The sequence below is a fragment of the Paenibacillus andongensis genome (genome assembly GCF_025369935.1).
Lineage (GTDB): Bacteria > Bacillota > Bacilli > Paenibacillales > NBRC-103111 > Paenibacillus_E > Paenibacillus_E andongensis.
The window spans coordinates 1,252,489-1,277,986 of record NZ_CP104467.1; the positions used below are offsets into that span (position 1 = coordinate 1,252,489).

Sequence of the window (25,498 nt, forward strand, 5' to 3'; positions counted from 1 at the left end):
ATTATGAAACGGAGGTATTATGTTACCCTTTATTGATAATAAGGAGCTCATTACTACAGTCGAAGAGCTTAGATCGCTTATTGGCTACCCAAGCGAACTTGTTCAACACAAGGTCATTTCTCATATCGATGAACATTGCAGGGACTTTATTGCCAAATCACCTTTCATAGTGATATCAACCTCTGATTCTACAGGCAGATGTGACGTATCTCCCAGAGGTGATTCGGCCGGTTTTATCCGGGTAGTTGATAACAAGCACATAGTAATTCCTGAACGACCAGGGAATAAAAGAATGGACTCTTTAACCAATATAATTTCCAATCCAGAAATAGGTCTAGTTTTTCTAATTCCTGGGCTCGGAGAAACACTGCGAATAAATGGGCGTGCCTTTATTACTAAAGATAGTGAATTGTTAAATACGATGGCTGTGAGTGGAAAAATACCCTTACTCGGTATTGTAGTTGCCATTGAAGAGTGTTTCCTTCACTGCGCAAAAGCATTTAGACGATCGAGATTGTGGGAGCCTGAATCTTGGTTGAATAAAGATGAATTACCCTCAGCTGCAAAGATCCTATCATCTCATGTAAAACTTGAGGGTATAACCGCTGAGCTAATTGCCGAAAGATTAGAAGAAAGCTATTCCAAAAGACTGTATTAGTCATTAGATGAGAATCATGATAATTTTATAAGTTCTAAGCAGAGAATATTGAATTTAATATCCCGGCCCCTTTGATATGATGATGACAAGAACAACAACAACAGATAAATGAAAGGGGCATTCACATTTGAAAAAGCTAAGCCAAACAGTAGTAAGCGCTATCGTAGTTGGTGGTTTATTGGCGGGATGTTCAACACAAAATGACGGTGGAAATACGTCGTCAGCAGTACCCAAACAAACGGATAATGCGGTTAAAAAAGAAGAGAAAGTCAAGCTGACGTTCTGGAGAAACTCGGGGAATGATACGGAGAATGCAGCCTATGACAAGCTTGTTGCTTCCTTCATGCAAAAGTATCCGAACATATCTGTAGAAATGACACCGATTCCGTACTCCGATTATGACACGAAATTACGAGTATCCATCGCTTCAGGCAGTCCACCGGATATTATGGCGCTAGATGCTCCTACGGTTGGTTCGTACGCAAATGCCGGTGCTCTGAAGCCGTTGACCACTTACTTCAAAACGGACGGGAATATCGATGATGTTCCTAAATCAACACTTGCGACCTACACGTATCAAAATGAAATTTATATGGCGCCATTAACGGAATCTTCGATTGCCATGTTCTATAACAAAAAGATGTTTCAAGCGAAGGGCATTCCGCTTCCTTCCAAAAATCCGGATGAGCCATGGACATGGGATCAGGTGCTCGACGCTGCTAAGAAAATCAATGATCCGGCAAACGGCATTTTCGGTATAGATCCAGCGCAAGGCTTCGGCAATGCGGGTGGTACGGCTTATTTCAAGTATCCGATCATTTGGCAGCTTGGCGGGGAGATTATGAGTCCTGACGGTAAAACGTCGAAAGGCTTTTTGGATTCACCGCAAACGAAGAAAGCCATTCAATTCTTCTCGGACTTGTATAACAAAGATAAAGTGTCTGCTCTGGAGTATCCACCGGATCCATTCCCGAACGGCAAATTGGGTATCACGATTGATGGCTCCTGGTCTCTGGCGAATCTGAAAGAGAAGTTCCCGAATTTCAAACTTGGCGAAGACTATGAAATTGCTCCTCTGCCAAAAGGAACTGCACAAGCCGTAGCGAATGGCAGCTGGGCGCTTGGCATTTCCTCCAAAAGCAAATACCCGGATGAAGCGTGGAAGTTCGTCAATTGGGTAACTGGGCATGATGGACAAAAAACGTACGCGGGCATGACCAAAGACATCCCGTCCCGTTATTCGGCAGCGAAAGATTTCCCTGAATTGAATGAGTATCCGAAGAACATCTTCGTCATTCAAAACCAGAAGTACGGCAGACCGCGTCCGATTACGCCGATCTTCCCGCAAATGTCCGATGCTGTGAACAAAATGTTTGAAGATGTCACTATCGGCAAACGGAATATTGACGCATCCATTGCAGAAGCCATCACGACGATCGATAAGGCTTATGCGGATGTGCAGGCGCAGCAGAAAAAGTAGGTTTTTGAAGGTCATAGAGACGAATCATTTCGATGATCGTCTCTTTGTCGTTGTTTCCTAAGAAGGTTGACGTGTATGATAATTAAAAAGTGTGATGACTGGATAAGAAAAGGGGGATTTCATGTTTTTTTCATTGAGGAGCCGTCTGATGGCTGTTTTCTCTATTTTGCTAATCCTCCCTTTTGCTGCACTCGCTTATATTCTTAGTGAAGAAGCGACGAAAACGATTAAAGCGTCGATTGAATCTTCAACCGCTCAAACCATCGAACAATTTGCTTCACATGTCGTAACTCTGCTTACCCAGGTTGAAGATACGGGCAATCAGGTGGTGAGCAGTCGAACGACACAGGAATGGCTTAGCGTTCATTTGAATCCGGATAATACGATTCAGGAGCGAGTTCTTACGAAGATGAGATTGCGGGAGTATTTTTCTTCGTATGCCGTTAACAACTCTAACGGCATATCGATTAGTGCTTTTGCCGAGGATGCCGGCGGATTGTGGACGCAAGATAGAACCTATAAAAATAGCGAGTGGTTTACGGCATTTATGACAGCGAACAAGCGCTGGACGACAGCGCATAAAGATATCGATCAGTCGGACGAATTCATGAGAGCAAGATCGATTAACAGCTTTCTTTTTCCATTGGTGCAGCTGCAATCGTTAAAGAATGTCGGGTTCATTAAAGTCAATTACCCTACAACCTTGCTTCGAAATGCGATTGAGAAGATTCGGGTCGGGAAGACGGGGAAAGTGATTTTGCTAACGAGCGAAGGCAATAGTGTGTTGGATCAAAATATGTCAGAGGATCGGGACATTCTAAGGAGTGGTCTTGAGCAAATCGATAAACGCTTCGAGGGGGAGAATAGCGGGATTTTCCCTATTGAGGATAAGGGGAATACGAATCTGCTCTTTTTCCGCAAATTGCCTGCTCAAAATTGGACGATTGTAGGCACCGTTCCCGAAGGAGAATTGTATGAGAAGATCACTCATATCAGGCAAACGATGCTTTTGGTTACTGCCCTTTTGCTTATTCTCGCCATACTGACGGCCTTCTGGTTGTCCGCAGGCATTACCAAACCGCTTAGTGTGATGGGCAAAGCGATGAAGCATGTGCAGCGCGGCGAATTTAATCAGGCTCTGCATGTGATGCCGAAAGTCAGGGAAGGACATAGTGAAGTAGGCTATGTGACGGGGGTTTTCGAGCAAATGACGCACAGGTTGAGATATTTGATCGAAACTGAATTCGAAACGAATTTACGTCGAAAAAATGCCGAATATAAGGCGCTGCTGCTGCAAATTAACCCGCATTTTTATAATAATACGCTTGAAATCATTAGTGGTCTGGCGGCTATGAAGCGGGAAGACCTAGTGATGGACGCCACCGAGGCTTTAGGTAAAATGATGAGGTATTCGCTGAACCTCAATAGCGATTTGGTCCGAGTAGCCGAGGAAATGAGCTATATTCGTGATTATCTGTTCATTCTCCTTTTGAGACATGAAGATCGATTACAAGTCGTAATAGAGGATGATCCCGCTGCTAAGGATTTCATGATTGCCAAGTTTATTATTCAGCCCTTGGTGGAAAATGCAGTGAAGTATAGTCTCGAGAAGGACGGTGTCGCACAGGTTACGCTGCGGACACAGGTGCAAGACGGTAGACTGATGATCTGTGTCAAAGATAATGGAATCGGCATGTCCCCCGAGTTGGTTCAAGATTTACTGGCTGAGATTAAGACGGGTGATTCTGTTGCCATTCTAAGCAGCGAGGGGCAAAGCATCGGACTTCGCAATGTTTTATCACGATGTCGGTTAAATTATGGGGAGCAATTTCACTTAGGCTTACATTCCAGGTTGGGCGAGGGGACGGAAATGACCTTGTACCTTCCTCTGTTAAGGAGCTGACAACACAGATGTACAGAATTATGCTGATCGATGACGAAGTCGGCGTACGAAACAGTATTAAAGCCAAAATTGATTGGAAATCTGCCGGATTTGAAATTGAATTAGAAGCAGCTAATGGTCTGGAAGCCATGCAGCTTCTTAGTGAGCAGCCGCTGCCCGATGTTGTGATTACGGATGTCCGAATGCCGCAAATGGACGGTATAGCGTTCATCAAAGCGAGTAAGGAGAAGTTCCCCCATCTTCGTATCATCGTGCTTTCGGGCTACTCGGATTTTGAATATATGAAGGCAGCCATCCAGCTGGGTGTGAAAGATTATTTACTAAAGCCCGTGGTGCGCAGCGAATTAACGGCACTCCTTGCCAAATTGTCCGAAGAATTGGAAGATGACCGCAATCGAATACGCGAACAAGAGCAAGAGGAAATGAAGAATCACCAACAGCTTCAGCTCATGCAGGAGCAATTAATTTGGCAGCTGGTGAAGGACGAATGGTTTAGTGTATCAACTGTGAAAGAACGGATGCAGCAATTACAGCTGTCTTCTTTGACTATAGATGATGTACATGCACAGTTTGTGACGGTGGAGATGAGAATTCCGCAAGGCCGCTTGGACGATTGGAGTGAGCGGAAAGACTTGCTCTATCTGGCATTCCAGATGATTTGCCGGGAGTCTGCTGAAAATTGGGAGCAGGTGTATCCCTTTTATCCGATTAGTCATCCCGCGATGATGCATTTTCTGATCCTTATTCAAGATCCTGTACAGCATAGTCGTTTCATGGAGGACTTCGTTCGCAAGCTCAAGCGAAATATCAAGAGTTACTTGAGAGTAGAGAGTGTAGTCGGCATAGGCGAGTCCATTAATGGCTTGAGGCAGTTGAAGGATGGTTATGCATCGAGCATGCTGGCTTGGAGCCAAGGCACGATCCATTCAGACAAGTCGGAGCCTAACCGAAATATGTTGGCATTGACACATGCGTTTTCGCCGGAAGTAGAAAGAAAGCTGATGCAAACCATTGAAAATCTGGATATGCCTGCATTTACTAAGCAGCTGCAAACGATTTTCTCCGCCGAACGAGACACGCCGATGTTTGTATTTACCTTTTTGACGCTTCGGATTATTTTGCTGTTTAATGCGATAGCCAAGAAGTTTGAACTCGGTGATGCCTCGCTGCAAAGCTATCTATGGAACTGTCAGATGACGGTGAGAGATTATTCGTCTAGGGAGCAAGTGTTGGAACAGCTTCATGAAATGGCGCAATTGGTGATGAATGAAGTAAGGAAAACGAGGTTCTCCAGCGGTCAGCAAATGATCGAAGCGATTCGCAATTATGTGGATGAGAACTTTTCCTATGAGCTCACGTTGGCTTCTCTTGCGGATATGTTTCATCTTAATGAGACCTACTTGTCCGGATTGTTTAAGACGAGCGTTGGCGTTACTTTTAGTGATTATGTCACGAAATTGCGACTAAGTAAGGCCGCGGTGCTGCTGGAAGAAAATGAACTGAAGCTAACGGATATTGCTACGCTGGTGGGCTACTCCAGTTCAAGTTACTTTAGTACGGCTTTTAAAAAGTATTATGGCAAAGGGCCTAAGGAGTATCGGGAAGAACTACTAAATAAAAAAGTGTAATCATTACAAAATCATAGCCTACCCAAGTCCCTGCATTTGCAGAGGACTTATTTTTTTGCAAATAAAATTGAAAGGCAACACCCGATGATTTTGAAATCTTTCTTCGTACGGACTCGGTACAATAACGATACAGAAAATGATGGCGACATGCACAAGGAGGAAGTATGCGGAAGAAATTAGGGTTATGGGCAGTTGGTGCTGCCATAGTCGTACTTCTAGGAGTGGGGGTGGCGGTTCTGGTTAAAAGTGATGGCAAATCGACGCACTCAGCTGAAAGCGCAGCTTTTACGTATGCGAGCGATCCTAATTATTATACGGAAAAGTTCCGTCCGCAGTATCACTTATCGCCGGAATCCGGCAATATGAGTGATCCGAACGGGATGGTCTATTTCGAAGGCGAGTATCACCAATTTTATCAAAACAGCGCTCAATGGGGACATGCGGTAAGTAAGGATCTCCTCCATTGGGAGCATCTCCCAGTAGCTCTGGCTCGGGATTCCTTGGGGGAGATTTGGTCTGGGAGCGCCGTGGTAGATAGCAAGGATACGAGCGGATTTTTTGGCGGCAAAGCGGGTTTGGTCGCGATTTTTACCCATTTTAAAGGCGGTCTTCAGTCGCAAAGCATTGCCTACAGCGCGGACAAAGGCCGGACATGGACCAAATATGAAGGTAACCCGGTGATTCCGAATCCGGGCTTGAAGGATTTTCGAGATCCGAAGGTCATCTGGCATGCGCCTACCCGTTCTTGGGTGATGGTTGTTTCCGCGGATAACAAAGTTCAATTTTACACATCGCCCGACTTGAAATCATGGAAAATGACCAGTGAATTCGGAAGCGATCAGGGCTCGCACGCAGCAGTATGGGAATGCCCGGACTTGTTTGAGCTGCCAATTGAGGGATCCAAAACGAAAAAGTGGGTGTTAGCGGTAAGTATCGGCAGCAACGATACGACGAAGGGCTCAACAGCGCAATACTTCGTAGGTACGTTCGACGGGCTAACGTTCAAGAATGATAATAAGCCATCTGACGTTCTTTGGACGGATTATGGCAAAGATTTCTATGCTGCTGTGTCCTATTCGGATATTCCGGCCAAAGATGGACGCCGCATCTGGCTGGGCTGGATGTCGAATTGGCGTTATCCGTTCGCGATGCCGACAGGCAGCTGGAAGGGGAACATGTCCATTCCCCGCGAGCTTAGGCTGAGGAATATTCCAGATCAAGGCTTGCGGCTGATTCAGGAGCCTGTGAAAGAACTCCAGACTTTGCGTGGTAAAGAAGTTGCCCTGTCCAAGCAGGAACTGACTGCAGGACATAATCCGTTCGATGCCATCAAAGGAACATCCTATGAGTTGGTTACTGAACTGTCCGTTCAGCCGAATGCAAAATTGGTGTTCAAGCTTAGAAAAGGAAGCGGCCAGGAAACGAGCGTCAACTACGATGCCAAAACGGAGCAGTTGACGGTAGATCGATCACATTCAGGCATCACCTCATTCGAGAAGGGCTTTGCTGAGAAAGTTTCGGCACCGCTGAAGCTGAAGGATGGCAAGCTCAAGCTCCGATTTTTTGTAGATGAATCGAGTCTTGAGGTATTTGGGAACGATGGCGAGGCTGTCGTCACCTGTTTGATTTTTCCTGATCCGACGAGTAACCGATTGGAGTTAACTGCCTCGGAAGGCAGCGCCACGCTGGACAATGCTCAGTTTTATCCGATGCAAACGGTATGGCGGAATGAGGATGTGAATGCCTTCAAGCCACAGCGGATTGTGCTAAGTAAGAGCACGCTCGATGTGCTAGTAGATGGCAGTCAGCAGGTTGAAGCTTCGGTCATTCCATTAAGCGCTCCGCAGCTGTTGAAATGGCAGTCTAGCAGTGATGCGATTGCAACGATTACAGCGGTTGACGAAGGAGCTATAGTGAAGGGCGTTCAGGCGGGGCAGGCTGAGATCAAGGCGTTCAGCCCAGACGGGAGTGTGGTTTCGAGCTTCAAGGTTTTTGTCTACGAAGGAAATAAATAAGTGGAATGGAGAGAGAGACCATGGATACAGCGATACAAACAGCGGTAGATACTAAAATAAAATCGCGAAGCTTCCGAAAGCATGAGCAAGCAACCGCATTCTGGTTTATTTTCCCGGCGATAGCCTTATTGCTTGTCTTCGTGTTTTACCCCATGCTGCAAGCCTTCATCATCAGTTTTAAAAACTACTCGCTAGTTGGCGCAGGCGATGTATTTGTCGGAATGGACAATTATGTTCATTTGATGAAGGACCGCGCCTTCTTTAACAGTCTGAAGCATTCGTTTTATTTTGCTATCCTTGTGATCCCGATTCAAACGAGCATCGCTCTGGGGCTAGCGCTATTGATCCAGAAGAAAACGGCAGCGGCAGGTTTGTTCCGAACGCTCTATTTTATCCCGGTTATCATTTCGACAGCGGTGGCTGCAACGGTTTTTAAGCTGATTTACAATAAAGAGTTTGGGCTTTTGAACAGTGTTCTCAAGGCGCTGCATCTGCCGGTTACAAGCTTTCTATCGGATCCGGACACGGCGATGAATGGCATAATTGTGCTCGGGATCTGGAAGGGCGCCGGATTTTTCATGATCATCTTTCTGGCAGGTCTGAACAATATTTCCCCTGATCTATACGAAGCTGCCAGAGTGGATGGCGCATCTAGGATTCAGCAATTTTTCAAAATTACGCTTCCGTTGTTGAATCGGACCATGGCCTTCGTTGTCATTATGACGACGATTGATGCAATCAAGCTGTCAGGGCTCGTTTTCGTATTGACAAATGGAGGGCCGAACAGCTCGACGGAGACGGTTGTTTTCTATATTTATAAGCAGGCTTTTACGCAAATGAGAATGGGGTATGCGACAGCGGCGGCTTTTGTGCTCTTTGCGATCGTGCTAGCCATTTCACTTATCCAAATGAAGCTGTTTAGCAAAGACACTGATTAAAGAGGAGAGAAGGGAATCGCTATGAAGAGGGTAACCAACATCGTAGGAATGATCATCATGATTGTGATCGCTCTGATTTCTGTCGCTCCGATCCTATGGATGGTCGCTGGCTCGTTTCGCCCGTACCAGGAGCTTTTTAAATATACGTCTCTGAATATTCATCTGCTAATTCCTGTTGAATGGACGGGACGTAATTTTCATAATGTCATTTTCAATGCGCGAAATCCGTTTCTTCGTTATATCTGGAATACTTTGTTCGTGGCTTCGATTGTCACCGCGCTTGTGCTTATCATTAACTCGATGGCAGCTTTTGCGTTTGCTAAACTCAGGTTTCGTTTTAAAACGGTCGTTTTCGCTCTGTTTATGTCCGCGATGATTATACCAGGTGAAGTTACGCTCGTGCCAAATTACTTGCTCATGCATGATCTAGGCTGGCTTAATTCATATAAAGCGCTGATCGTACCTTCGATGCTGTCCGTGTTTGGCATCTTTATGCTGCGGCAATTTTTCGCTGAGGTCCCGAATGAAATGATGGAAGCAGCACGCATTGATGGAGCTAGCTTACCACGCACATTCGTATCCATCGTGCTTCCGGCGGCAGTTCCCGCATTGATTACACTCGGTCTGATGACGTTCCTTGGCAATTGGGATTCCTATCTCTGGCCGCTCATTGTGATCAATGATCAGAAGATGCAAATGATTCAAGTGGGTATTTCCACATTTTCCTCTAACGAAGGTACGGATTGGTCCAAAGTATTAGCGGCGAACACACTTTCGACAGTGCCGATTCTGTTGCTGTTCTTGTTCTTGCAACGTTACTATATCCAGGGTATCACGATGTCAGGTATTAAAGGTTGATCCAAGGAGTTTGCATAATGTGGAGAAAGGAAGCTTAGGATGAACTATGATGCAGTTGCACTAGGGGAGTACTTAATTGATTTTACACCTCAAGGGTTATCAGACGCCGGACAGCCTGTGTTTGAGCGCAATCCGGGAGGAGCTCCCGTGAACGTTGTGGCCGCTATGGCTAAGCTCGGTATGAAGACCGGGTTCATTGGGAAAGTGGGAAATGATCCCTTTGGCGGGTATTTGCGGCAAGCTTTGCTGCAGCAGGGTGTGTCAGACAGCGGGCTGATCGCTACTGACGAGGCCCATACGACAATGGCCTTCATTCATTTGGATGCCCAGGGCGATAGATCCTTTCATTTCTCACGAAAGCCCGGCGCTGATCAGCTGCTGAGAGAGGATGAGGTGAATCCAGCCATGCTGGAGGGAACGCGGATTTTTCACTTTGGATCGATTTCGATGACCGCGGAACCCTCTTACACGGCTACGATGAAGTCTGTGCAGAAAGCCAAGGAGAAAGGTGCGCTTATTTCGTATGATCCCAACTGGCGTCCTTCTTTGTGGGAAGACGAACAGCATGCTAGGAAGACTATTCAAGAGGGCTTAAATCTTGCTGATCTTGTTAAAGTTTCCGAAGAAGAGATCATCTTTCTGACAGGGCAGCAGAATATAGAGCTTGCATCCAAACAGTTGATGGAGCGGTATTCCATTCAATTGCTATTAGTAACAGCGGGATCTGTAGGCTCATTTTATCGGATGAACGATTGGTGGGGTAAGGTGGATAGCTATTCGGTTCATACCGTTGATACAACAGGTGCAGGAGATGGCTTTCTCGGAGCTTTTCTATACCAGGTGTTAATGTTGGGGAAACCTTTACAGGCTTGGCGTGAGGATGAACTATGCAGTGCTTTGAGATTCGCGAATGCAGCAGGTGCTTTAGCTACGACTCGGAAAGGTGCCATTCCATCCCTTGGGACAATTGAAGAAATTGAAGCATTGTTGCGAGCTGAAAATGTGTTATAGATATTTAGGAATGAGGGGGAAATAGGATGAGTCAACATCAAGTAGACAAGGAACGGAATAAGGTTCACGAAGATCAAGTAGTACTAGCCAATACGGCGTTGGGGCAAGCCTCAGAAACAGTGGTAGAGAGCACCTTCAGGCTGTACTATCATTTGATGCCTCCAACAGGCTGGATGAATGATCCGAATGGCCTGATTTATTTTAATCATGAACATCATGTGTTTTATCAGCACTATCCTTATGAGCCCAAAGCGGGACCGATGCACTGGGGACATGCTAAGAGTAAAGACTTGGTGAACTGGGAGCATCTGCCCATAGCGTTGGCGCCATCAGAAAATTACGATCTGGGAGAAACCGGTGGCTACGGTTGCTGGTCTGGCAGTGCTGTGGACGATAACGGCGTGCTGACGTTGATCTACACGGGGCATGTCGATGGACGCACACCCACTGAAGTACAGTGTATTGCCACAAGCACAGATGGGGTTACTTTCACCAAAGCAGCGAATAACCCTGTTATTGCTGGCGCGCCAGAGGAAGGTGGATTCGGATTTCGGGATCCAAAGGTTTGGCAGCATGATGGTGTATGGTACATGGTTGTTGGATACGGGAAAGACGGCTTGGGCAAAGCGCTGCTGTATAAATCTCCTGATCTGCGGGATTGGAGCTATATCGGGATCGCAGCTGAAAGTGATGGCACGATGGGGGATATGTGGGAGTGCCCGGATTTGTTTCCGCTGGGGAACGGAAATGAGCACGTGCTGGTGATTTCCCCTATGAATATGGGAACGACGAAGACGATGTATCTAAGTGGCAAGCTTAGCTATGAGACCGGAATATTCGACTACCGTTATGCGGAGCGTCTGGACTATGGCTTCGATTTCTATGCGCCGCAAACGTTCGTGGACGGACAGGGAAGGCGCATTCTCATTGGCTGGATGAATATTTGGGGCGCTCAAATGCCGGAGCAGGAGCATGGTTGGATGGGGGCTCTTACCCTGCCTCGCGAGCTGACACTTTCAGAGGACGGGACGCTGCGGATAGAGCCTGTGGAGGAATTGAAAGCCATGCGCGGGATTCATCAACGTGTAAACAATCTATCTATCTGTGCGGATACGGAAGTGCCTTTGCCAGAAATTCATGGGGATGCGATTGAACTTATCGCCGTTTTTAACACGGATAAATTATCTGGCGATGCTGAGTTCGGTTTGCTGCTTCGCTGTTCAGAGGATGGTTCCGAGTACACGGAAGTGAGCTATTCGGCTGCTGACCGTAAGCTTAGAGTGGATCGTAATCACTCTGGTACAGGCGAAGCGGGTGTGAGTGAAGTAGATCTGAATCCTCTGGAGGATGGCCGCATTAAGCTGCAGATTTTCATTGACCGCTCCTCAGTTGAGCTATTTGCTAATAACGGGCTGAAAACCGTAACGAACCGCATTTACCCGAAACCTGACAGTCTGGGAATCAAGCTATTTGCCAGGAATGGAGAAGTATCTCTGGAAAGCTTGGACGCATGGAAGTTAACAACGGAAGGGTAAATAGGTCATCGATGATAAGAAAGGCGCTTAGTGAAGCTCAAAAGGAAAGAAACAAAAAGAAGAAGCCACAGTTGTCCGTAAGCAACTACCTTCTGTCAGTGGATGAACTCAGTGGATGAACAACCTGCATTTCATGCATGATAACTCTGCAAAAAGTAGAGTGATAGGGGATGACCTGCAAAAGATACATCTAAATTGAGCACTTTAGTCGCTGTTGGCGCTTTTCGAGCAAATGAGATGCAGGTTTTGCAGGTAAGCACCTTGAAAACGGCAAATCCTCTAAAATAAGATGTACTTTTTGCAGGTCGAGGCTGGACGAAATGTTGTACAAACTACAACAACACGGATAAAGCCAATGCTTAAAATAGATACGTCTTAGGCGTATCTTGCCTTGCGTCAACTTCTATAGACCCTCGTATTCAAGAACGGCGATAAGCCGTTTTCTCATCCTTCACAATAAAAGCGCTTACATATAAATATTCACGAAAATTAGGAGATGAATATGTATGAAAATCAAATGGATGTTGAAAGCATTTCTAATTTGTTTCATTGCATGTACGGCGTCATTAGGAGTTACGACAGCCTACGCATCAAGCTTCAATACAAATATGCCGGGCTATACACCCATTTCCGGGACTTGGTCTATTCAGTCAGTTAGCGGAGTTAAGGGAGTAAGCGCAGCGAATACGAATGCTTTTGCAGTGTCGACGACAACAACAGGGACTAATTTTGTTTACGAAGCCGATGTGACGGTAGACAGCGCCTCATCTTTCGGCGTAGGATCTCTTGTCTTCCGAGCCAGCGAAGACGGATCCAAAGGGTATGTGGTCAGCGTTGACCCGAATCTCGACTGTGTAAGGCTTTTTGATTATGCTACTGGTTCCGATGTGGGGACACCGTATACAACGATAATAAATACAGGAACTGCTTATCATCTGAAGGTCACGGCTGACGGACCGCAAATCAAAGTGTATCTAGGCAGTGTACTGGCGATTTCCGCAAGTGACACGAAGTATTCCAATGGGAATCTGGGCTACCACGTGTATAACGGAACGGTTTACTTTCAGAATGTCTATCAGTATGAAACGACGACGAACTTAATAGGTTGGAATGTGGCATCAGGTACATGGACTACGACGACACAAGGCTGGAGAGGGACGGCTGTCAGCGGACAAAACGCCTATGCGATCTCATCGACGAGCTCAGATGATTTTACCTATGAGGCGGATGTGCTCATTGAAGACACATACGCGGTATCCACGCTGCTTTTCCGTTCGAATGCCAGCGCAACACAGGGATACGGTCTGCAAATCGACCCTAATCTCGATAGACTTCGACTGTTAAATATCAGCGGTGATGTCACGCTTGGCACGCAAACAGTGACCCTGGATACTGGCAACGTTTATCATGTCAAGGTGAAAGCAGAAGGCACTGTAATCAAGGTCTATTTGCAAACCAATTACTTGCAAGCGGATGGCTATGATCCAATTTTGACGGTTACGAATGCGGCTTATTCGTCAGGCTTTGTCGGGCTGAATGTCTTTAACGGCAGCGCCAATTTCCAAAAAATTCTGATCAGTGACGCGAACACGAATTTAGTGGGCTGGACATCCATCAATGGAAACTGGACGCCACATCTGGACGGTGTGAAAGCTGTTAGCACCGGAGCGGCTGACACCTTCCGAATCGCAGCGAACACAGCGTCCGATTTCGTGCTTGAAGGCGACTTGAAAGTGGATGCCGGTACGCCATTCGCAACAGCAGGGCTTCTTTTCCGTACGAATGCAAGCGCTACCAGTGGTTATATACTCAACATTGATCCTAACCTGGATCAAATCCGTTTATTTAAAGCGGGTACCGGAACGACGATGGCCACCTCAACGCGTACGATTGACACAGGTAAAACGTACCATGTTGAGATCATCGCAAGCGGTTCATCTATCAAAGTATATGTAGACGGCTATGCGACCCCGGCGATTAATGCTACTGACAGTACCTACTTGAGCGGGAAAATTGGTCTGAATACGTATAACGGAACAGCCTATTTTCAGAATATGCATGTGACCGATTTAAGCGAGTACTCTAATGAGATGTACCGTCCTGGGTATCATTATACACAGGAAGCAAGTAAAGCGAGCGATCCCAACGGACTTGTCTACTATGCAGGTGAATATCATCTGTTTCATCAGGACGAAGGTCGGTGGGCACATGCGGTAAGCACAGATCTTACACATTGGAAACGTCTACCTATCGCACTTCCCTTCAATGATTTGGGCAATGCTTGGTCAGGTTCAGCGGTCGTGGATACGAACAATGTAACAGGATTGTTTGGCGGAGGCTCTGGTCTCGTTGCTTTCTATACGAATTATAACCCTGATAAGGTCGGTGGCAACCAGAAAATCAGTCTCGCCTACAGCATCGACAAAGGGAGAACCTGGCAGCAGTATTCAGGCAATCCTATTGTACAGAATCCCGGCGGCGTGAACGGCGGTTGGGATTTCCGCGATCCTAAAGTTGTTTGGGACAGCGATCACAATGAATGGGTAATGGTGGTATCGGGCGGGGACAATATCCGTTTCTATACGTCCACCAACCTGCTCACCTGGACATATACAAGTTCATTTGGTTTTGGTAGCTATCTACATGGAGGTACCTGGGAATGTCCTGACTTTTTCCAGCTTGGGGTAGATGGGGGAGCGACGAACAAGAAATGGGTGCTTTCGATTAGCACAGGTCCAGCAACGCAAACGAACGGTTCCTCGTCTGAATATTTTGTAGGTTCATTCGACGGGTCGACTTTTACCAGCGACAATCCAGCCAGCACCGTACTTAGAAGCGAGTATGGCAAAGATATGTATGCGGCTATAACCTTCTCGGACATTCCTTCGAATGCACGCCGGATTGAAATTGGTTGGATGAGCAACTGGGATAATCCTTTCAGTGAACCCACATTCCCGTTCCACGGTCAATTGTCGATACCTCGTGAGCTTACACTGGTAACGTATCCGGAGGGGGTGCGGCTTGCTCAGAAACCAGTTACTGAGATGAATAATCTGCGCGGCACAGCCACTACATTTAACAACGTAACCATAACACCGACGAGCACAAATTTGTTGTCCGGCTTATCCGGCAATGCTTACGAAATTGATGCTGAGTTTCAACTTCCCGCAACCGGAGCGGCATCCGAGTTTGGGATTAGTCTAAGAGAGCTCGGAAGTCAAAAAACGGTCGTAGGTTATCAACCGCCTGCCTCCAAAATGTTCGTGGATCGCGTGAATGCGGGCCGAACTGATTTCACGGCCAATTTCGCCTCGCGAAATGATGTCGTTGTAAATCCCGTGAACAATCGTGTGAAAATGCACATTTATGTCGATGAATCCTCGGTAGAGGTATTCGGCAATGACGGTAAGGTCGTCTTCTCCGACATTATACTGCCGGATTCGGCCCGTGACGGCTTGAATTTCTATACGACAGGCGGTGATGTGACTGTAGTTTCTATGAGTGTGTATCCGCTAGCAAATACATGGCGCAACGAACCGACTAGCGGAACCATTCCGCAAAAAGTTGTGATGGATAAACCTAATCTTGAAATCGGCGTTGGTTCAACGAAGCAGTTCTACACAACTGTGCTTCCTCGCACCGCAATAAATAAAAATGTAATCTGGAGCACCAACAATGGCGCAATCGCTACAGTAACGGCTGTGGATGCCCGCAGTGCCAATATCGTGGGAATCAGTCCTGGTCGCGCGGTGATTACAGCAACGACACAGTCCGGCTCGATTGTGGGCACAACTGTCGTCCAGGTAGGTCCTGCATTCAGCACGAATTTGACAGGATGGACTTCGACCAACCAAGCGCAATGGATTCCGACGGCTGACGGGATTGCAGGTTATTTTGATCTGGACAGCAACTATATGTCCACGGTAACGGGCGGCAACTTCACCTATGAAGCCGATATGAAGCTGGATGCGTTGGGAGGAGCGGGTTCCATCATCTTCCGCAGCGATGCCACAGGCTCGAACGGCTATTACTTCAATGTCGATCCAAGTCTGAAAACACTGCGTTTGTTCTACAAGCTGAACGGCAGCTTTACCAGCTCACAAATCATTTCCAGCGTGCCGATGCTGCTGCAGCAAAGTAAAACCTATCACGTAAAAATTGTAACTAGCGGAACAAACATCAAAGTTTACTTTGACGGCGGTTCCATGCCGGTCATAGATGTTAATGACTCGCATTTCAGCAATGGTAACTTCGGTCTTAATCTCTTTGGAGGCAGAGCTTATTATCAGAATGTTATCTGGATCGCGAATTAATCAGCAGCATGTCCCTTACATTTGCCACAGCAGGCAGTGGTAAGGGCTTTTTTTACAAAAAAATTAAAGCCAAGGAACAGAGTATATTGAAATCATTTGCACCCATCCTTTGTTAAAATACGAATAAGTTTATCAATATCATTGTTCAAAGGAATGGGGAGATTAGGATGAAAATCGGATTCATAGGCTGCGGAGTGATTTCCGGTGCGCACCTGGAAGGCTTAAAGAAATTAAAAGATGAGAACAAACTGACCTTTCAGCTGACGGCTGTTTGCGACCTTAAGGTAGGGAGAGCGGAGGCTTTTGCCGCAGAAGTGGACAGGCAGCTTGGGTTTCGGCCGGAAGTATACACGGAGTATCGCCAGATGCTGGAGAAAGGAGGTCTGGATGCGGTTTCCGTCTTATTAGATCATGATCTGCATCATACAGTGACGGAGGATTGCTTCTCAGCAGGCATCCACGTGCAAATGCAAAAACCGTTGGCGATATCCCCTTCCTTTGGTCGCAAAATGCTTGCTGATGCTAAGAAGTTCAATAAAGTATTGACGCTTTCTGAACCGAGTGTGCTGGGCGCTGGTAATGTTGCGATGGCGCGAGCAGTAAAAGCAGGCTTGATCGGCGATGTGTATATGATCATGGATTACGCAACGGTCACACTGGGACGCTCGTTTTTTGCAGGAACTGCATGGCGTCATATGAAAGGCCGTGCGGGCGCAGGCTGGATTAATGATCACGGGGTTCACCGCACTCATTTCTTCACAGAAGTGAATGGGCCTATCCAAGAAGTGTTCTCCTATACGCGAATTTTTGAAAAGGAACTAAATGACGGCGAAACAACCATTCACCCTACCGGAGAAGATACATCTGTCACTGTATTCCGTTTTGAGAATGGAGGTCTGGGTCATTGGATGTGCAGTACAGCAGCTCACGGTGAGAAGACTGACGGGGTATGGATCTACGGGAGCAAAGGATGCCTGCGTCCTGGTCAACACGTAACACTTGAAGACAAATCAATTGTTACCCATTCTGAAATCATCCAGCGTTACGCGCCTGAAGTTGTAGAAAACCCTTTTGCCCACTCTTACATGGAATTGTGGGAAGCGATTGCTGAGCAAAAGCAGCCTATTTCCAGCGCTGAACGTGGTCTCGAAGCATTGGGAGTCGTGTTCGCCGCTCTGGAGTCCGGACATACGGGTCAGCCTGTAAATGTCCAAAGCATCATTCAAGGTGATAAGCATGCCTATGAAGATACCGTTCTAGCAGAAATGAAATCAGCTCGTTCTTGAATGATATTGCGATAAGGTCCACCATTCGTAAAACTAATGTGAATACTGCTTGCGGAAACGCAGAGGTGAGATGCCGGCATACAGTTTGAAACAGTTGGAGAAGTATGGTGCGTACTGGAAACCGACCCGTTCGGCGATTTGCCCGATCGGCCAATCGGTTTTGATCAGCAGCAGCTTAGCTTGTTCCAGTCGATACTCGTGCAGATATTCCATTGGCGTACAATGGTAGATCTCTTTCATACACCTAACAACATAGTTCGGGTGAAAATGAAGGGCCTCCGCAAGTGACTCATTCGTCACGTCAGCCTGATAGTGCTGCCTAAGGTAAGCTTCCGCTTTCTCTGCGAGTTTTAAAGCAGGGGAGGCGTCGCTTCCGCTATACCCTTCCTCTAATAGACGCAGCAGTTCCATGAACAGCTGCTGCTCGTTCCAAAAGGTCGCCGAGCGATGCTGGTCTGACGACGCGAGCATTTTGCGAAGGTGGTTCTCTGCAAGGGGAAATTCCGGTGGCGAGGCATACTGCCGAATCCGAATCGTATAGGGGTTTGCCCATACGTGCTGGACCGGGTAGGCTGGGTTTGCAGCATTGTCCGACGTTTGGAGCCAACTCCCTTTAAAGTCGAAATGATTCCAATAGAAAACAGTCTCCGTCTCACAAGGCTTCATCGCATAGTGATAACGGTCGGGCAATAGCAGCAGAGTCTGTCCCTCCGTTACCTCCCACTGCCTATCCTCTTCTCCGATGTATAACGTCCCTTTGACAACCCAAAGCAGGTCGAAGATGCCGATGTTCCGGCGGCTCGGGTGCTGCTCTCCCGGACTTAAGGTTGATAACCCGGTTGTAATGTAATAGGGCACTGGCGGCAGCTCCATCCAAATGATTCCCGATTCGTTCATTCCCGAAGCCTCCATATTGTAGTGTGAAATTTTATAAAAAATAGGTTTGTTTTATTCGTAGTTCATCCCTAAAATCAAGGATAAACTGGATGAGAGCGATAATCAAATGTCATATAAATCATGTACAGCCCTAGGAGGATATACTTATGGGAATTTCAACGAGCATGCGGCAGATTGGAAGGCGTGTACACATACAGGACGGATTTTGGAATCCGTTTACAGCGCTGGTGCGGGAGACGGTTATTCCCTATCAATGGGAGGCGCTTAACGACCGGATTCCAGATGCCGAGCCGAGCTATGCGATCCGTAATTTCCGGATTGCGGCCGGGATGGAAGAAGGCGAATTCGGGGGGATGGTTTTCCAAGACAGCGATGTGGCGAAGTGGATTGAAGCGGTCGGATACTCGCTTGCAAGCCAACCCGACCCCGAGCTGGAGCGAACTACAGACGAGTTGATCGAGCTAATTGCCAAGGCTCAGCACAATAACGGTTATCTGAACACGTATTACTCGGTCAAAGAACCAGGGAATGAGTGGACGAATCTTCATGAAGCGCATGAGCTTTACTGCGCGGGCCATATGATGGAGGCAGCGGTTGCGTATTACGAAGCCACGGGAAAACGGAGACTGCTTGATGTCGTTTGCAAATTTGCCGACTATATCGACACCGTATTTGGTCGCGAACAAGGCAAACTAAGAGGTTATGACGGCCACCAGGAGATAGAGCTGGCGCTAGTGAAGCTGTATCAAGCGACGGGAGAGGAGCGTTATTTGAAGCTGGCGCAATTTTTTATCGATGAGCGCGGTCAATCGCCGAACTTTCTGATTGAAGAATGCAAGCAAAGAGGCGGCTACAGTCATTGGGCGAAGAAGGAGCTGCCGATTCCGACCCTTGAACAAATAGCCTATAATCAGGCGCATGTGCCAGTTCGTGAACAGGACGTCGCTTTAGGCCATTCTGTACGGGCAGTCTATATGTATACGGCGATGGCAGACCTTGCAAGCCTGACAGGTGACCGGGAACTATTCGAGGCATGCCGTCGATTGTGGGATAACACGACGAAACGGCAGATGTACATTACTGGCGGCATCGGTTCGACGCATCATGGCGAGGCGTTTACCTTCGACCACGACTTGCCGAACGATACCGTATATGCCGAGACGTGTGCATCCATCGGTCTCATCTTCTTCGCTCGCCGCATGCTGCTTCTGGAGGCGAAGAGCGAGTACGCCGATGTCCTAGAGAGGGCGCTGTATAATAACGTTTTAGGCAGTATGTCGAGGGACGGTAAACATTACTTTTATGTCAATCCACTGGAAGTGTGGCCGAAGGCTTCCTTGAATAACCCGGACCGTAGGCACGTGAAGTCGGTGCGGCAGAAGTGGTTCGGCTGCTCCTGCTGCCCACCGAATGTGGCACGGCTTCTTACCTCGCTGAACGATTATATTTATACAACTTCTGCAGAGGATAACAAAGTTTATACGCATTTGTTCATCGGCAGCGAAGCGCAGTTCGAGCTAGCTGTCGGTCAAGTGGCGCTGAAGCAGCAATCGCGTCTTCCTTGGGAAGGTTATGTGCGAATTGAATTAACTGCTGTTCCGGACACCGAATTTACACTTGCGCTACGCATTCCGTCTTGGTGCTATGGGCAAGCTGTGTTGAAAATTAACGGAAAGATTTCGGATTACGATATTGAAAATGGATATGCTGCCGTATCTAGGCAATGGGCACAGGGAGACATCGTGGAATGGGAGCCCGTACTTGAGGCGCATTTGATTTCTTCACATCCGGAGATCAGGGCTAATAGGGGTAAAGCTGCTATTGAACGCGGTCCGCTAGTTTATTGTCTGGAGGAAACGGATAACGGCAGTTTGCTTCCTAATTTGTCTATCGATCGCGAAGCCGAGCTGCAATCGTATTACGACACCGAGCTGCTCGGTGGAGCGGTCGTTATTGAAGCGAAAGGTCGCGCTGATGAACGAGCTTCCTGGCAAGAGAATATGGCGTACCGCCCGCTTGCGCAGCAGCAAGTGTCTGAGCCTGTAAAGCTTAAAGCTGTACCGTATTACTTGTGGGGCAACCGACAGCCGGGTGAAATGTCGGTCTGGATTCGTATTTGAATGATCTTCGAAACGCCTCGTTTCGCAAATATTCATGCATATGCCGATGATTTCATAGTCGGCGATCATGCGAACCGTTGAGGGGGAACGAGGAGGCGCTATTTGGACGAAAAACCCCGAAATCAGGATAAAGAGGAACGTAGAAGCGCTATTTCGCGGTTTTTGCCTTTGGATCGTGCTTTTTTGATCAAATAGCGCTCTCTCGTTCCTCTTATTCGATTTCATAAGCAGAATTTCCGAAATAGCGGCTCTACGTTCCTCTAACGAAAGATCGGGTGACGTTCCCTGGGGCAGCTTATTTTCACGAAATCAATATGTTCTAATAGTGGTAATCAATAAATTAGAATGACATCAGCATTCAGCAGCTCTAACATTAAGCTATGAAAGCTTTTTAAATAAGCACCATTAATTCATGAGCGCAAGAGATACTTGCGTTTATTCCATTTTGCCTGAAGATTATGAAATAAAAATGCTATTCCTTAAAAGATAAAGTAACATGAAGGTATGCGCTATCTTCGTTCAGAAAGGAACTCTACTGCGATGCGAACAAGCCTACGTCTTCGATTGATGGTTCTCATGATTTGCTTGACCACGCTGCCGGTTGTAACCGTCACATGGATTGCCACGAATAATACACGGAGTTCCGTGGAGAAGGAAATCATTAATGCGAACAATTCGAGGATGTTATGGGCCAATCAATATTTAGAGGAGCTCCATCAGCAAATCGATATTCTGTTTTATTCCTTACAAATTAACCAGACGCTCATGGCTGGACTTAATGATATGAACAATCCGGATATCGGGGTACAATTTAACACGCAAAATTATATCAAAAACACACTAACGTCTGCCTTCTATGCTAACTCCAGAAAGATAGATGAATTGAATTTATATATCCATCCGATTCAAAAGGCATTTTCAGTCAGTTATGCAAACAGCGGAACCGTTTATTCCTTAAATATTAGGGAAGGTAACTGGGGACGTATGCTTCAAACACCCATCAATATGTATTTTAAACAATCCGGCAGTGCCATCTATGCTTATCACAGTATGAATCGATTTGAGGATCGAATGCTGTTAGGCGGTATTTCCGTCCGTATAAACAAGCAAGTGTGGAGGGAAGTCAGCGATATTTTAAAATCGGAATCAGAGAGCTCGGTTTACTTGATTAACGATCAAGGGGAACTATTGTCAGGTTCAACGGAGACAATGAATGCCGCAGAGCTTCAGTCCCAACTTCAAAGCCTCGACCAGAATGATTTCGAATTGGCATTTCGCAGAACGAAAACGGATTTCTATTTCTTAAAAAGAGTCGGAGACGGTCAACTTACGGTGGTGAAGGTCATTCCACTTCGCACAGTTAACCAGAGCGCACAACCGACGATCCGAGCAGGGATTTTAACAGGAAGCCTGTTTGCTATAGCCTCTATCTTGCTTTCCATCTTCGTATCGCTTCGGATTAGCAGGCCGATTGTCAAGCTTGCCAAAACCATGAAGATGACACATATTCATAATTTTAAAATGTCTCCAGTCCAAAGCAGGGACGAAATCGGATTGTTGGAAAACGGCTATAATTCCATGATGAAGCGTATTAAGGAATTGATCGAGGTTGAATATCAACAGGAAATCGATCTGAAGAATGCGCAATTAATGGCTCTGCAGGCGCAAATCAACCCGCATTTTCTCAATAATACGCTGAATTTGATGGGGGGAATGGCCTTGGTGAAGAATGCTCCTGAAATTTATGAAATTACCCGGGTAATGGGGGAGCTTTTACGTTATTCCATCAGCGCAGACGGTGATTTGGTACCTCTGGAAGATGAAATCAAGCATATGCGGAATTACCTATATATTCAAGAACAACGCTTTGCGGATCGCTGCTGTATGCATGTATCTACGGATGAGAGGGCACTGCTTACAAGGCTTCCTAAATTCACACTTCAACCGATCCTCGAGAATGCGTTTGAACATGGACTGCAGCGTAAGGAAGGCAAGTGGAATATCGAGATTCGGATAAGGCTCATAGGTAAACGAGTCAATATCTTCGTTAAGGATGACGGGGTAGGCGTTGACGAGGAACATCTACGCGAGTTGCGATCGGATTTGAGAGAGGGGCGACTGGCGCCTCGAGCAAGGAACAACGATGTAAAAAAGAAAAGAGGAATCGGATTAAGAAATGTCCATGCACGGCTCAAGCTGCAATTCGGCAAGGGCTGCGGTGTTCGCATATTTAGTAAGATGGGTGTAGGGACTTTGGTTGTATTAGTAATGGCTGCTGTTAAGCATGAGGAAGGAGGCAAAACGGATGCTAAATGTATTGATCATCGATGACGAGCTATGGTCCAGACAAGTCGTAAGATCATTGGGAGCTTGGAATAAACTCGGACTGAACATTGTTGGGGAAGCAGATGGCGGGCGGGAAGGAATCGATCTGATTGAGACGCTGCATCCTAGCATCGTGATCACCGATATGCGAATGCCGGGACTGGACGGTGTGGAGCTTCTTCAGGTATTAAACGAACGATACCCCGAAGTAAAAATCATCGTAATGAGCGGTTTTGACGATTTCGTTTATTTGAAGCAGGCGATACGTTCACGTGCCATCGAATATCTATTGAAGCCAATCAATCCAGTTGAATTGAACGCTGCCCTTTCTCGATGTGTGGAGGAGCTGCAAGCTTCACTACAATTACCAACTTCCTGGGATACGCACATCTTTACGGATAAAATGATGCTGGACACCTATTTGAATTACCGGCAGCAGGTTTATGAATATCTCTTGGAACTTAATCGTCCCGCAGTGCTCCACACACTCAAAAGGATAGAGGACCTCTTATCCGAAGGCTATGCAGAGACACAGGACGGGAGATTACCTGCTAGAATTGCGCATGATTTTCTGCACTTGCTAGAAGAGTTTACAGCGGGTACGGACTATGGTTTGGATCCAGCTTGGATCGAAGAACGACGTGAACGTGCTGCATGGCTAAGCGGGTACTCTTTAGGGGAAATTCATGCCCTCCTGCGTGATTGGTTCATTGATGCCATAGATGCCATTGAGGCGTATCGCAAAAATAAAAATCGATTAGTCCCCGAGGATGTACAGGTCTACATTGACCGCCACTATCAAGAAACGATTTCCCTTGAGACGGTCGCTCAACACTTTTTTGTAAGCAAGGAGCATCTAAGTCGAACATTTAAGGCTTCCATCGGTGAGAATTTATCCGATTATATCGTTCGTAAGAGAATGGAGAAAGCTAAAGAATTAATTATGGATCAACGACTTGCCATCAAACGTGTAGCTGAACTAACCGGCTATATCGATATCGCTTACTTTTATCGCGTTTTTAAGAAACATTTTGGACTCACTCCAGGGGAAATGCGTAAGGATGAGCTGGGAAATCAATAAAATACAATAACGAATGCTAATAACATCAAATGATTCATTACCCCCTTCTCTCTATACTGAAATTGTAGTTACTAATCATCTTTAGGGGGAAATGAAAAATGAAGAAAGCGCTTCACTTATTACTAAGTGTTACCTTATTGGGCGCAATGGTCGGTTGCGGCACGAACACCAACTCCAGTAATGGCGGAAAAGAGGCAACGCCAGCTCCGGCGGATTCGAAACCGGCAGCATCTACTCTTGCTCCAGCTAAGAAAGTAGAATTGAAAGTATTTATGGGCTTTCCACGGTTTAAGGATCAATTTGATAAATACTTTGAACAATTTAAGGCAAAGGAAAAAGCTGAAAAAAATATTGATGTCACCATCAATCTTGAAATGCCAAATCCGGATCAAGCCAAGCAAATTTTGCAGACTCGCCTTTCTTCTAATGATGCGCCGGATTTGTTCACCCTGCACGCTGTAGCAGACGTTCCCAGTTATTACAAAGCCGGTTACTTGAGTGACCTATCCAATCAGCCATTTGCGGCTGGCTTGTTCGATAACGTTAAGAAGACAGTAACCTTTGATGGCAAAATAGTAGCATTACCGCTTGAAAGCTTGGAATGGGGTTATTTGTACAATAAGAAAGTGTTTAATGACATAGGTCTGAAAGCTCCTCAAACGATAGATGAAATGAAAGCGGTTGTAGAAAAGCTGAAAGCGAACAAAGTGACACCCTTCGAGTTGTCTTTCCAAGAGGCATGGATTCCGCAGCTGATCATGGCGCTATCGCTCGGCGGGATTGTGACTTCGGAGCATCCGGATTGGATTCAGAAGATGAACAAGGGTGAGGCCTCCTACAAAGACGTACAGGACGTATTTAATATTATTGATATTGTAATGCAAAATGGGACAGATAAGCCATTCGAAGTAGGCAGCGCTCAAGGCTCTACTGATTTCGCTAACGGAAAAGCGGCGATGTGGGTTCAAGGTCCATGGCAAGCAGAAGCAATTCAAAAGGTTAATCCGAAAATTGAATTTGGCGTGGCACCGCTCCCGGTGAGTAATAACCCCAAGGGTACGATGATCAACCTATCAACGTCCACATCTCTAGCGGTATCTCCAACAAGCAAGAACAAAGAGGTTGCCATGGATCTTCTAAACTACATCCTTGATCCGAAGGATTCGTCAGCCTTGTTCCAAGAGTTGAAGTTCAATCCCGTATCTAAGGTGCACACGTATAAATCGTTCCCTTGGATCGATGAAGCGATGACCTACGTTTCTCAAGGGAAGGCTTATCAGGACCTGTCTCTTCCCAATGGCATCACGGATGAACAAGCGAAGCTGCTGCAAAGTTACTACGCAAAGCAAGTAACGAAAGACGAGATCATCAAATCGCTGGATAAGAAATGGGCAGACGCGATTAAGGCTCAGCAATAGCATGGCTATATATGGTGACCGGGAGTGAGAAT

Annotated in this window: 16 protein-coding genes; 15 read left to right on the forward strand and 1 reads right to left on the reverse strand. The window is 46.6% G+C overall.

What is annotated here, in order from left to right:
• Positions 1 to 19: 19 nt before the first annotated feature.
• From NYR53_RS05800 to NYR53_RS05850, 11 genes are all read left to right on the forward strand, one after another.
• Complete coding sequence (locus NYR53_RS05800; protein ID WP_261304318.1) at positions 20 to 658, forward strand: pyridoxamine 5'-phosphate oxidase family protein; 639 nt, start codon at positions 20 to 22, stop codon at positions 656 to 658.
• Positions 659 to 785: 127 nt separating this feature from the next.
• Positions 786 to 2,138, forward strand: a complete 1,353-nt coding sequence (locus tag NYR53_RS05805) for an ABC transporter substrate-binding protein (protein WP_261304319.1) — start codon at positions 786 to 788, stop codon at positions 2,136 to 2,138.
• 121 nt (positions 2,139 to 2,259) lie between these two features.
• Complete coding sequence (locus tag NYR53_RS05810) at positions 2,260 to 4,041, forward strand: sensor histidine kinase (RefSeq protein WP_261304320.1); 1,782 nt, start codon at positions 2,260 to 2,262, stop codon at positions 4,039 to 4,041.
• Positions 4,042 to 4,049: 8 nt separating this feature from the next.
• Complete coding sequence (locus tag NYR53_RS05815; protein ID WP_261304321.1) at positions 4,050 to 5,669, forward strand: response regulator transcription factor; 1,620 nt, start codon at positions 4,050 to 4,052, stop codon at positions 5,667 to 5,669.
• 164 nt (positions 5,670 to 5,833) lie between these two features.
• A complete protein-coding gene (locus NYR53_RS05820) occupies positions 5,834 to 7,684 on the forward strand; it encodes a GH32 C-terminal domain-containing protein (protein WP_261304322.1) in 1,851 nt (616 codons plus the stop codon).
• Positions 7,685 to 7,704: 20 nt separating this feature from the next.
• Positions 7,705 to 8,622 carry a carbohydrate ABC transporter permease gene (locus NYR53_RS05825; protein WP_261304323.1) on the forward strand — a complete coding sequence of 306 codons (918 nt, stop codon included), beginning with the start codon at positions 7,705 to 7,707 and terminating at the stop codon, positions 8,620 to 8,622.
• 21 nt (positions 8,623 to 8,643) lie between these two features.
• Entirely contained in the window at positions 8,644 to 9,480 is an 837-nt protein-coding gene (locus NYR53_RS05830; protein ID WP_261304324.1) for a carbohydrate ABC transporter permease, read from the forward strand.
• A gap of 39 nt (positions 9,481 to 9,519) precedes the next feature.
• On the forward strand, positions 9,520 to 10,491 hold the full coding sequence (locus tag NYR53_RS05835) for a carbohydrate kinase family protein (protein ID WP_261304325.1): 972 nt from the start codon (positions 9,520 to 9,522) through the stop codon (positions 10,489 to 10,491).
• Positions 10,492 to 10,517: 26 nt separating this feature from the next.
• Entirely contained in the window at positions 10,518 to 12,026 is a 1,509-nt protein-coding gene (locus tag NYR53_RS05840) for a glycoside hydrolase family 32 protein (RefSeq protein ID WP_261304326.1), read from the forward strand.
• A 506-nt stretch (positions 12,027 to 12,532) separates the two neighbouring features.
• Positions 12,533 to 16,339: a GH32 C-terminal domain-containing protein gene (locus NYR53_RS05845; RefSeq protein WP_261304327.1), complete on the forward strand. Its 3,807-nt coding sequence runs from the start codon at positions 12,533 to 12,535 to the stop codon at positions 16,337 to 16,339.
• A gap of 167 nt (positions 16,340 to 16,506) precedes the next feature.
• Entirely contained in the window at positions 16,507 to 17,625 is a 1,119-nt protein-coding gene (locus NYR53_RS05850) for a Gfo/Idh/MocA family protein (RefSeq protein ID WP_261304328.1), read from the forward strand.
• 33 nt (positions 17,626 to 17,658) lie between these two features.
• Here the strand turns inward: NYR53_RS05850 and NYR53_RS05855 are convergent, their stop codons facing one another.
• On the reverse strand, positions 17,659 to 18,522 hold the full coding sequence (locus NYR53_RS05855) for a helix-turn-helix transcriptional regulator (protein WP_261304329.1): 864 nt from the start codon (positions 18,520 to 18,522) through the stop codon (positions 17,659 to 17,661).
• Between the two features lie 146 nt (positions 18,523 to 18,668).
• On the opposite strand from NYR53_RS05855, the gene NYR53_RS05860 reads away from it, so the two are divergent.
• The 4 genes from NYR53_RS05860 to NYR53_RS05875 all read left to right on the forward strand — a co-directional run bounded on the left by NYR53_RS05860 (position 18,669) and on the right by NYR53_RS05875 (position 25,466).
• Entirely contained in the window at positions 18,669 to 20,642 is a 1,974-nt protein-coding gene (locus NYR53_RS05860; RefSeq protein ID WP_261304330.1) for a glycoside hydrolase family 127 protein, read from the forward strand.
• Positions 20,643 to 21,182: 540 nt separating this feature from the next.
• A complete protein-coding gene (locus tag NYR53_RS05865) occupies positions 21,183 to 22,973 on the forward strand; it encodes a sensor histidine kinase (protein WP_261304331.1) in 1,791 nt (596 codons plus the stop codon).
• Positions 22,948 to 24,048 carry a response regulator gene (locus NYR53_RS05870; RefSeq protein WP_261304332.1) on the forward strand — a complete coding sequence of 367 codons (1,101 nt, stop codon included), beginning with the start codon at positions 22,948 to 22,950 and terminating at the stop codon, positions 24,046 to 24,048. Before NYR53_RS05865 ends, NYR53_RS05870 begins: the two co-directional genes overlap by 26 nt.
• Before the next feature lie 98 nt (positions 24,049 to 24,146).
• Positions 24,147 to 25,466, forward strand: coding sequence for an ABC transporter substrate-binding protein (locus NYR53_RS05875; protein ID WP_261304333.1), 1,320 nt, complete (start codon positions 24,147 to 24,149; stop codon positions 25,464 to 25,466).
• Positions 25,467 to 25,498: the final 32 nt, after the last annotated feature.

Coding starts and splice junctions, on each gene's coding strand:
- NYR53_RS05825 (WP_261304323.1), top strand. CDS start 7,705: ATGGATACAGCGATACAAACAGCGGTAGATACTAAAATAAAATCGCGA.
- NYR53_RS05870 (WP_261304332.1), top strand. CDS start 22,948: ATGCTAAATGTATTGATCATCGATGACGAGCTATGGTCCAGACAAGTC.
- NYR53_RS05800 (WP_261304318.1), top strand. CDS start 20: ATGTTACCCTTTATTGATAATAAGGAGCTCATTACTACAGTCGAAGAG.
- NYR53_RS05820 (WP_261304322.1), top strand. CDS start 5,834: ATGCGGAAGAAATTAGGGTTATGGGCAGTTGGTGCTGCCATAGTCGTA.
- NYR53_RS05855 (WP_261304329.1), bottom strand. CDS start 18,522: ATGAACGAATCGGGAATCATTTGGATGGAGCTGCCGCCAGTGCCCTAT.
- NYR53_RS05835 (WP_261304325.1), top strand. CDS start 9,520: ATGAACTATGATGCAGTTGCACTAGGGGAGTACTTAATTGATTTTACA.
- NYR53_RS05845 (WP_261304327.1), top strand. CDS start 12,533: ATGAAAATCAAATGGATGTTGAAAGCATTTCTAATTTGTTTCATTGCA.
- NYR53_RS05850 (WP_261304328.1), top strand. CDS start 16,507: ATGAAAATCGGATTCATAGGCTGCGGAGTGATTTCCGGTGCGCACCTG.
- NYR53_RS05860 (WP_261304330.1), top strand. CDS start 18,669: ATGGGAATTTCAACGAGCATGCGGCAGATTGGAAGGCGTGTACACATA.
- NYR53_RS05810 (WP_261304320.1), top strand. CDS start 2,260: ATGTTTTTTTCATTGAGGAGCCGTCTGATGGCTGTTTTCTCTATTTTG.
- NYR53_RS05840 (WP_261304326.1), top strand. CDS start 10,518: ATGAGTCAACATCAAGTAGACAAGGAACGGAATAAGGTTCACGAAGAT.
- NYR53_RS05875 (WP_261304333.1), top strand. CDS start 24,147: ATGAAGAAAGCGCTTCACTTATTACTAAGTGTTACCTTATTGGGCGCA.
- NYR53_RS05815 (WP_261304321.1), top strand. CDS start 4,050: ATGTACAGAATTATGCTGATCGATGACGAAGTCGGCGTACGAAACAGT.
- NYR53_RS05865 (WP_261304331.1), top strand. CDS start 21,183: ATGCGAACAAGCCTACGTCTTCGATTGATGGTTCTCATGATTTGCTTG.
- NYR53_RS05830 (WP_261304324.1), top strand. CDS start 8,644: ATGAAGAGGGTAACCAACATCGTAGGAATGATCATCATGATTGTGATC.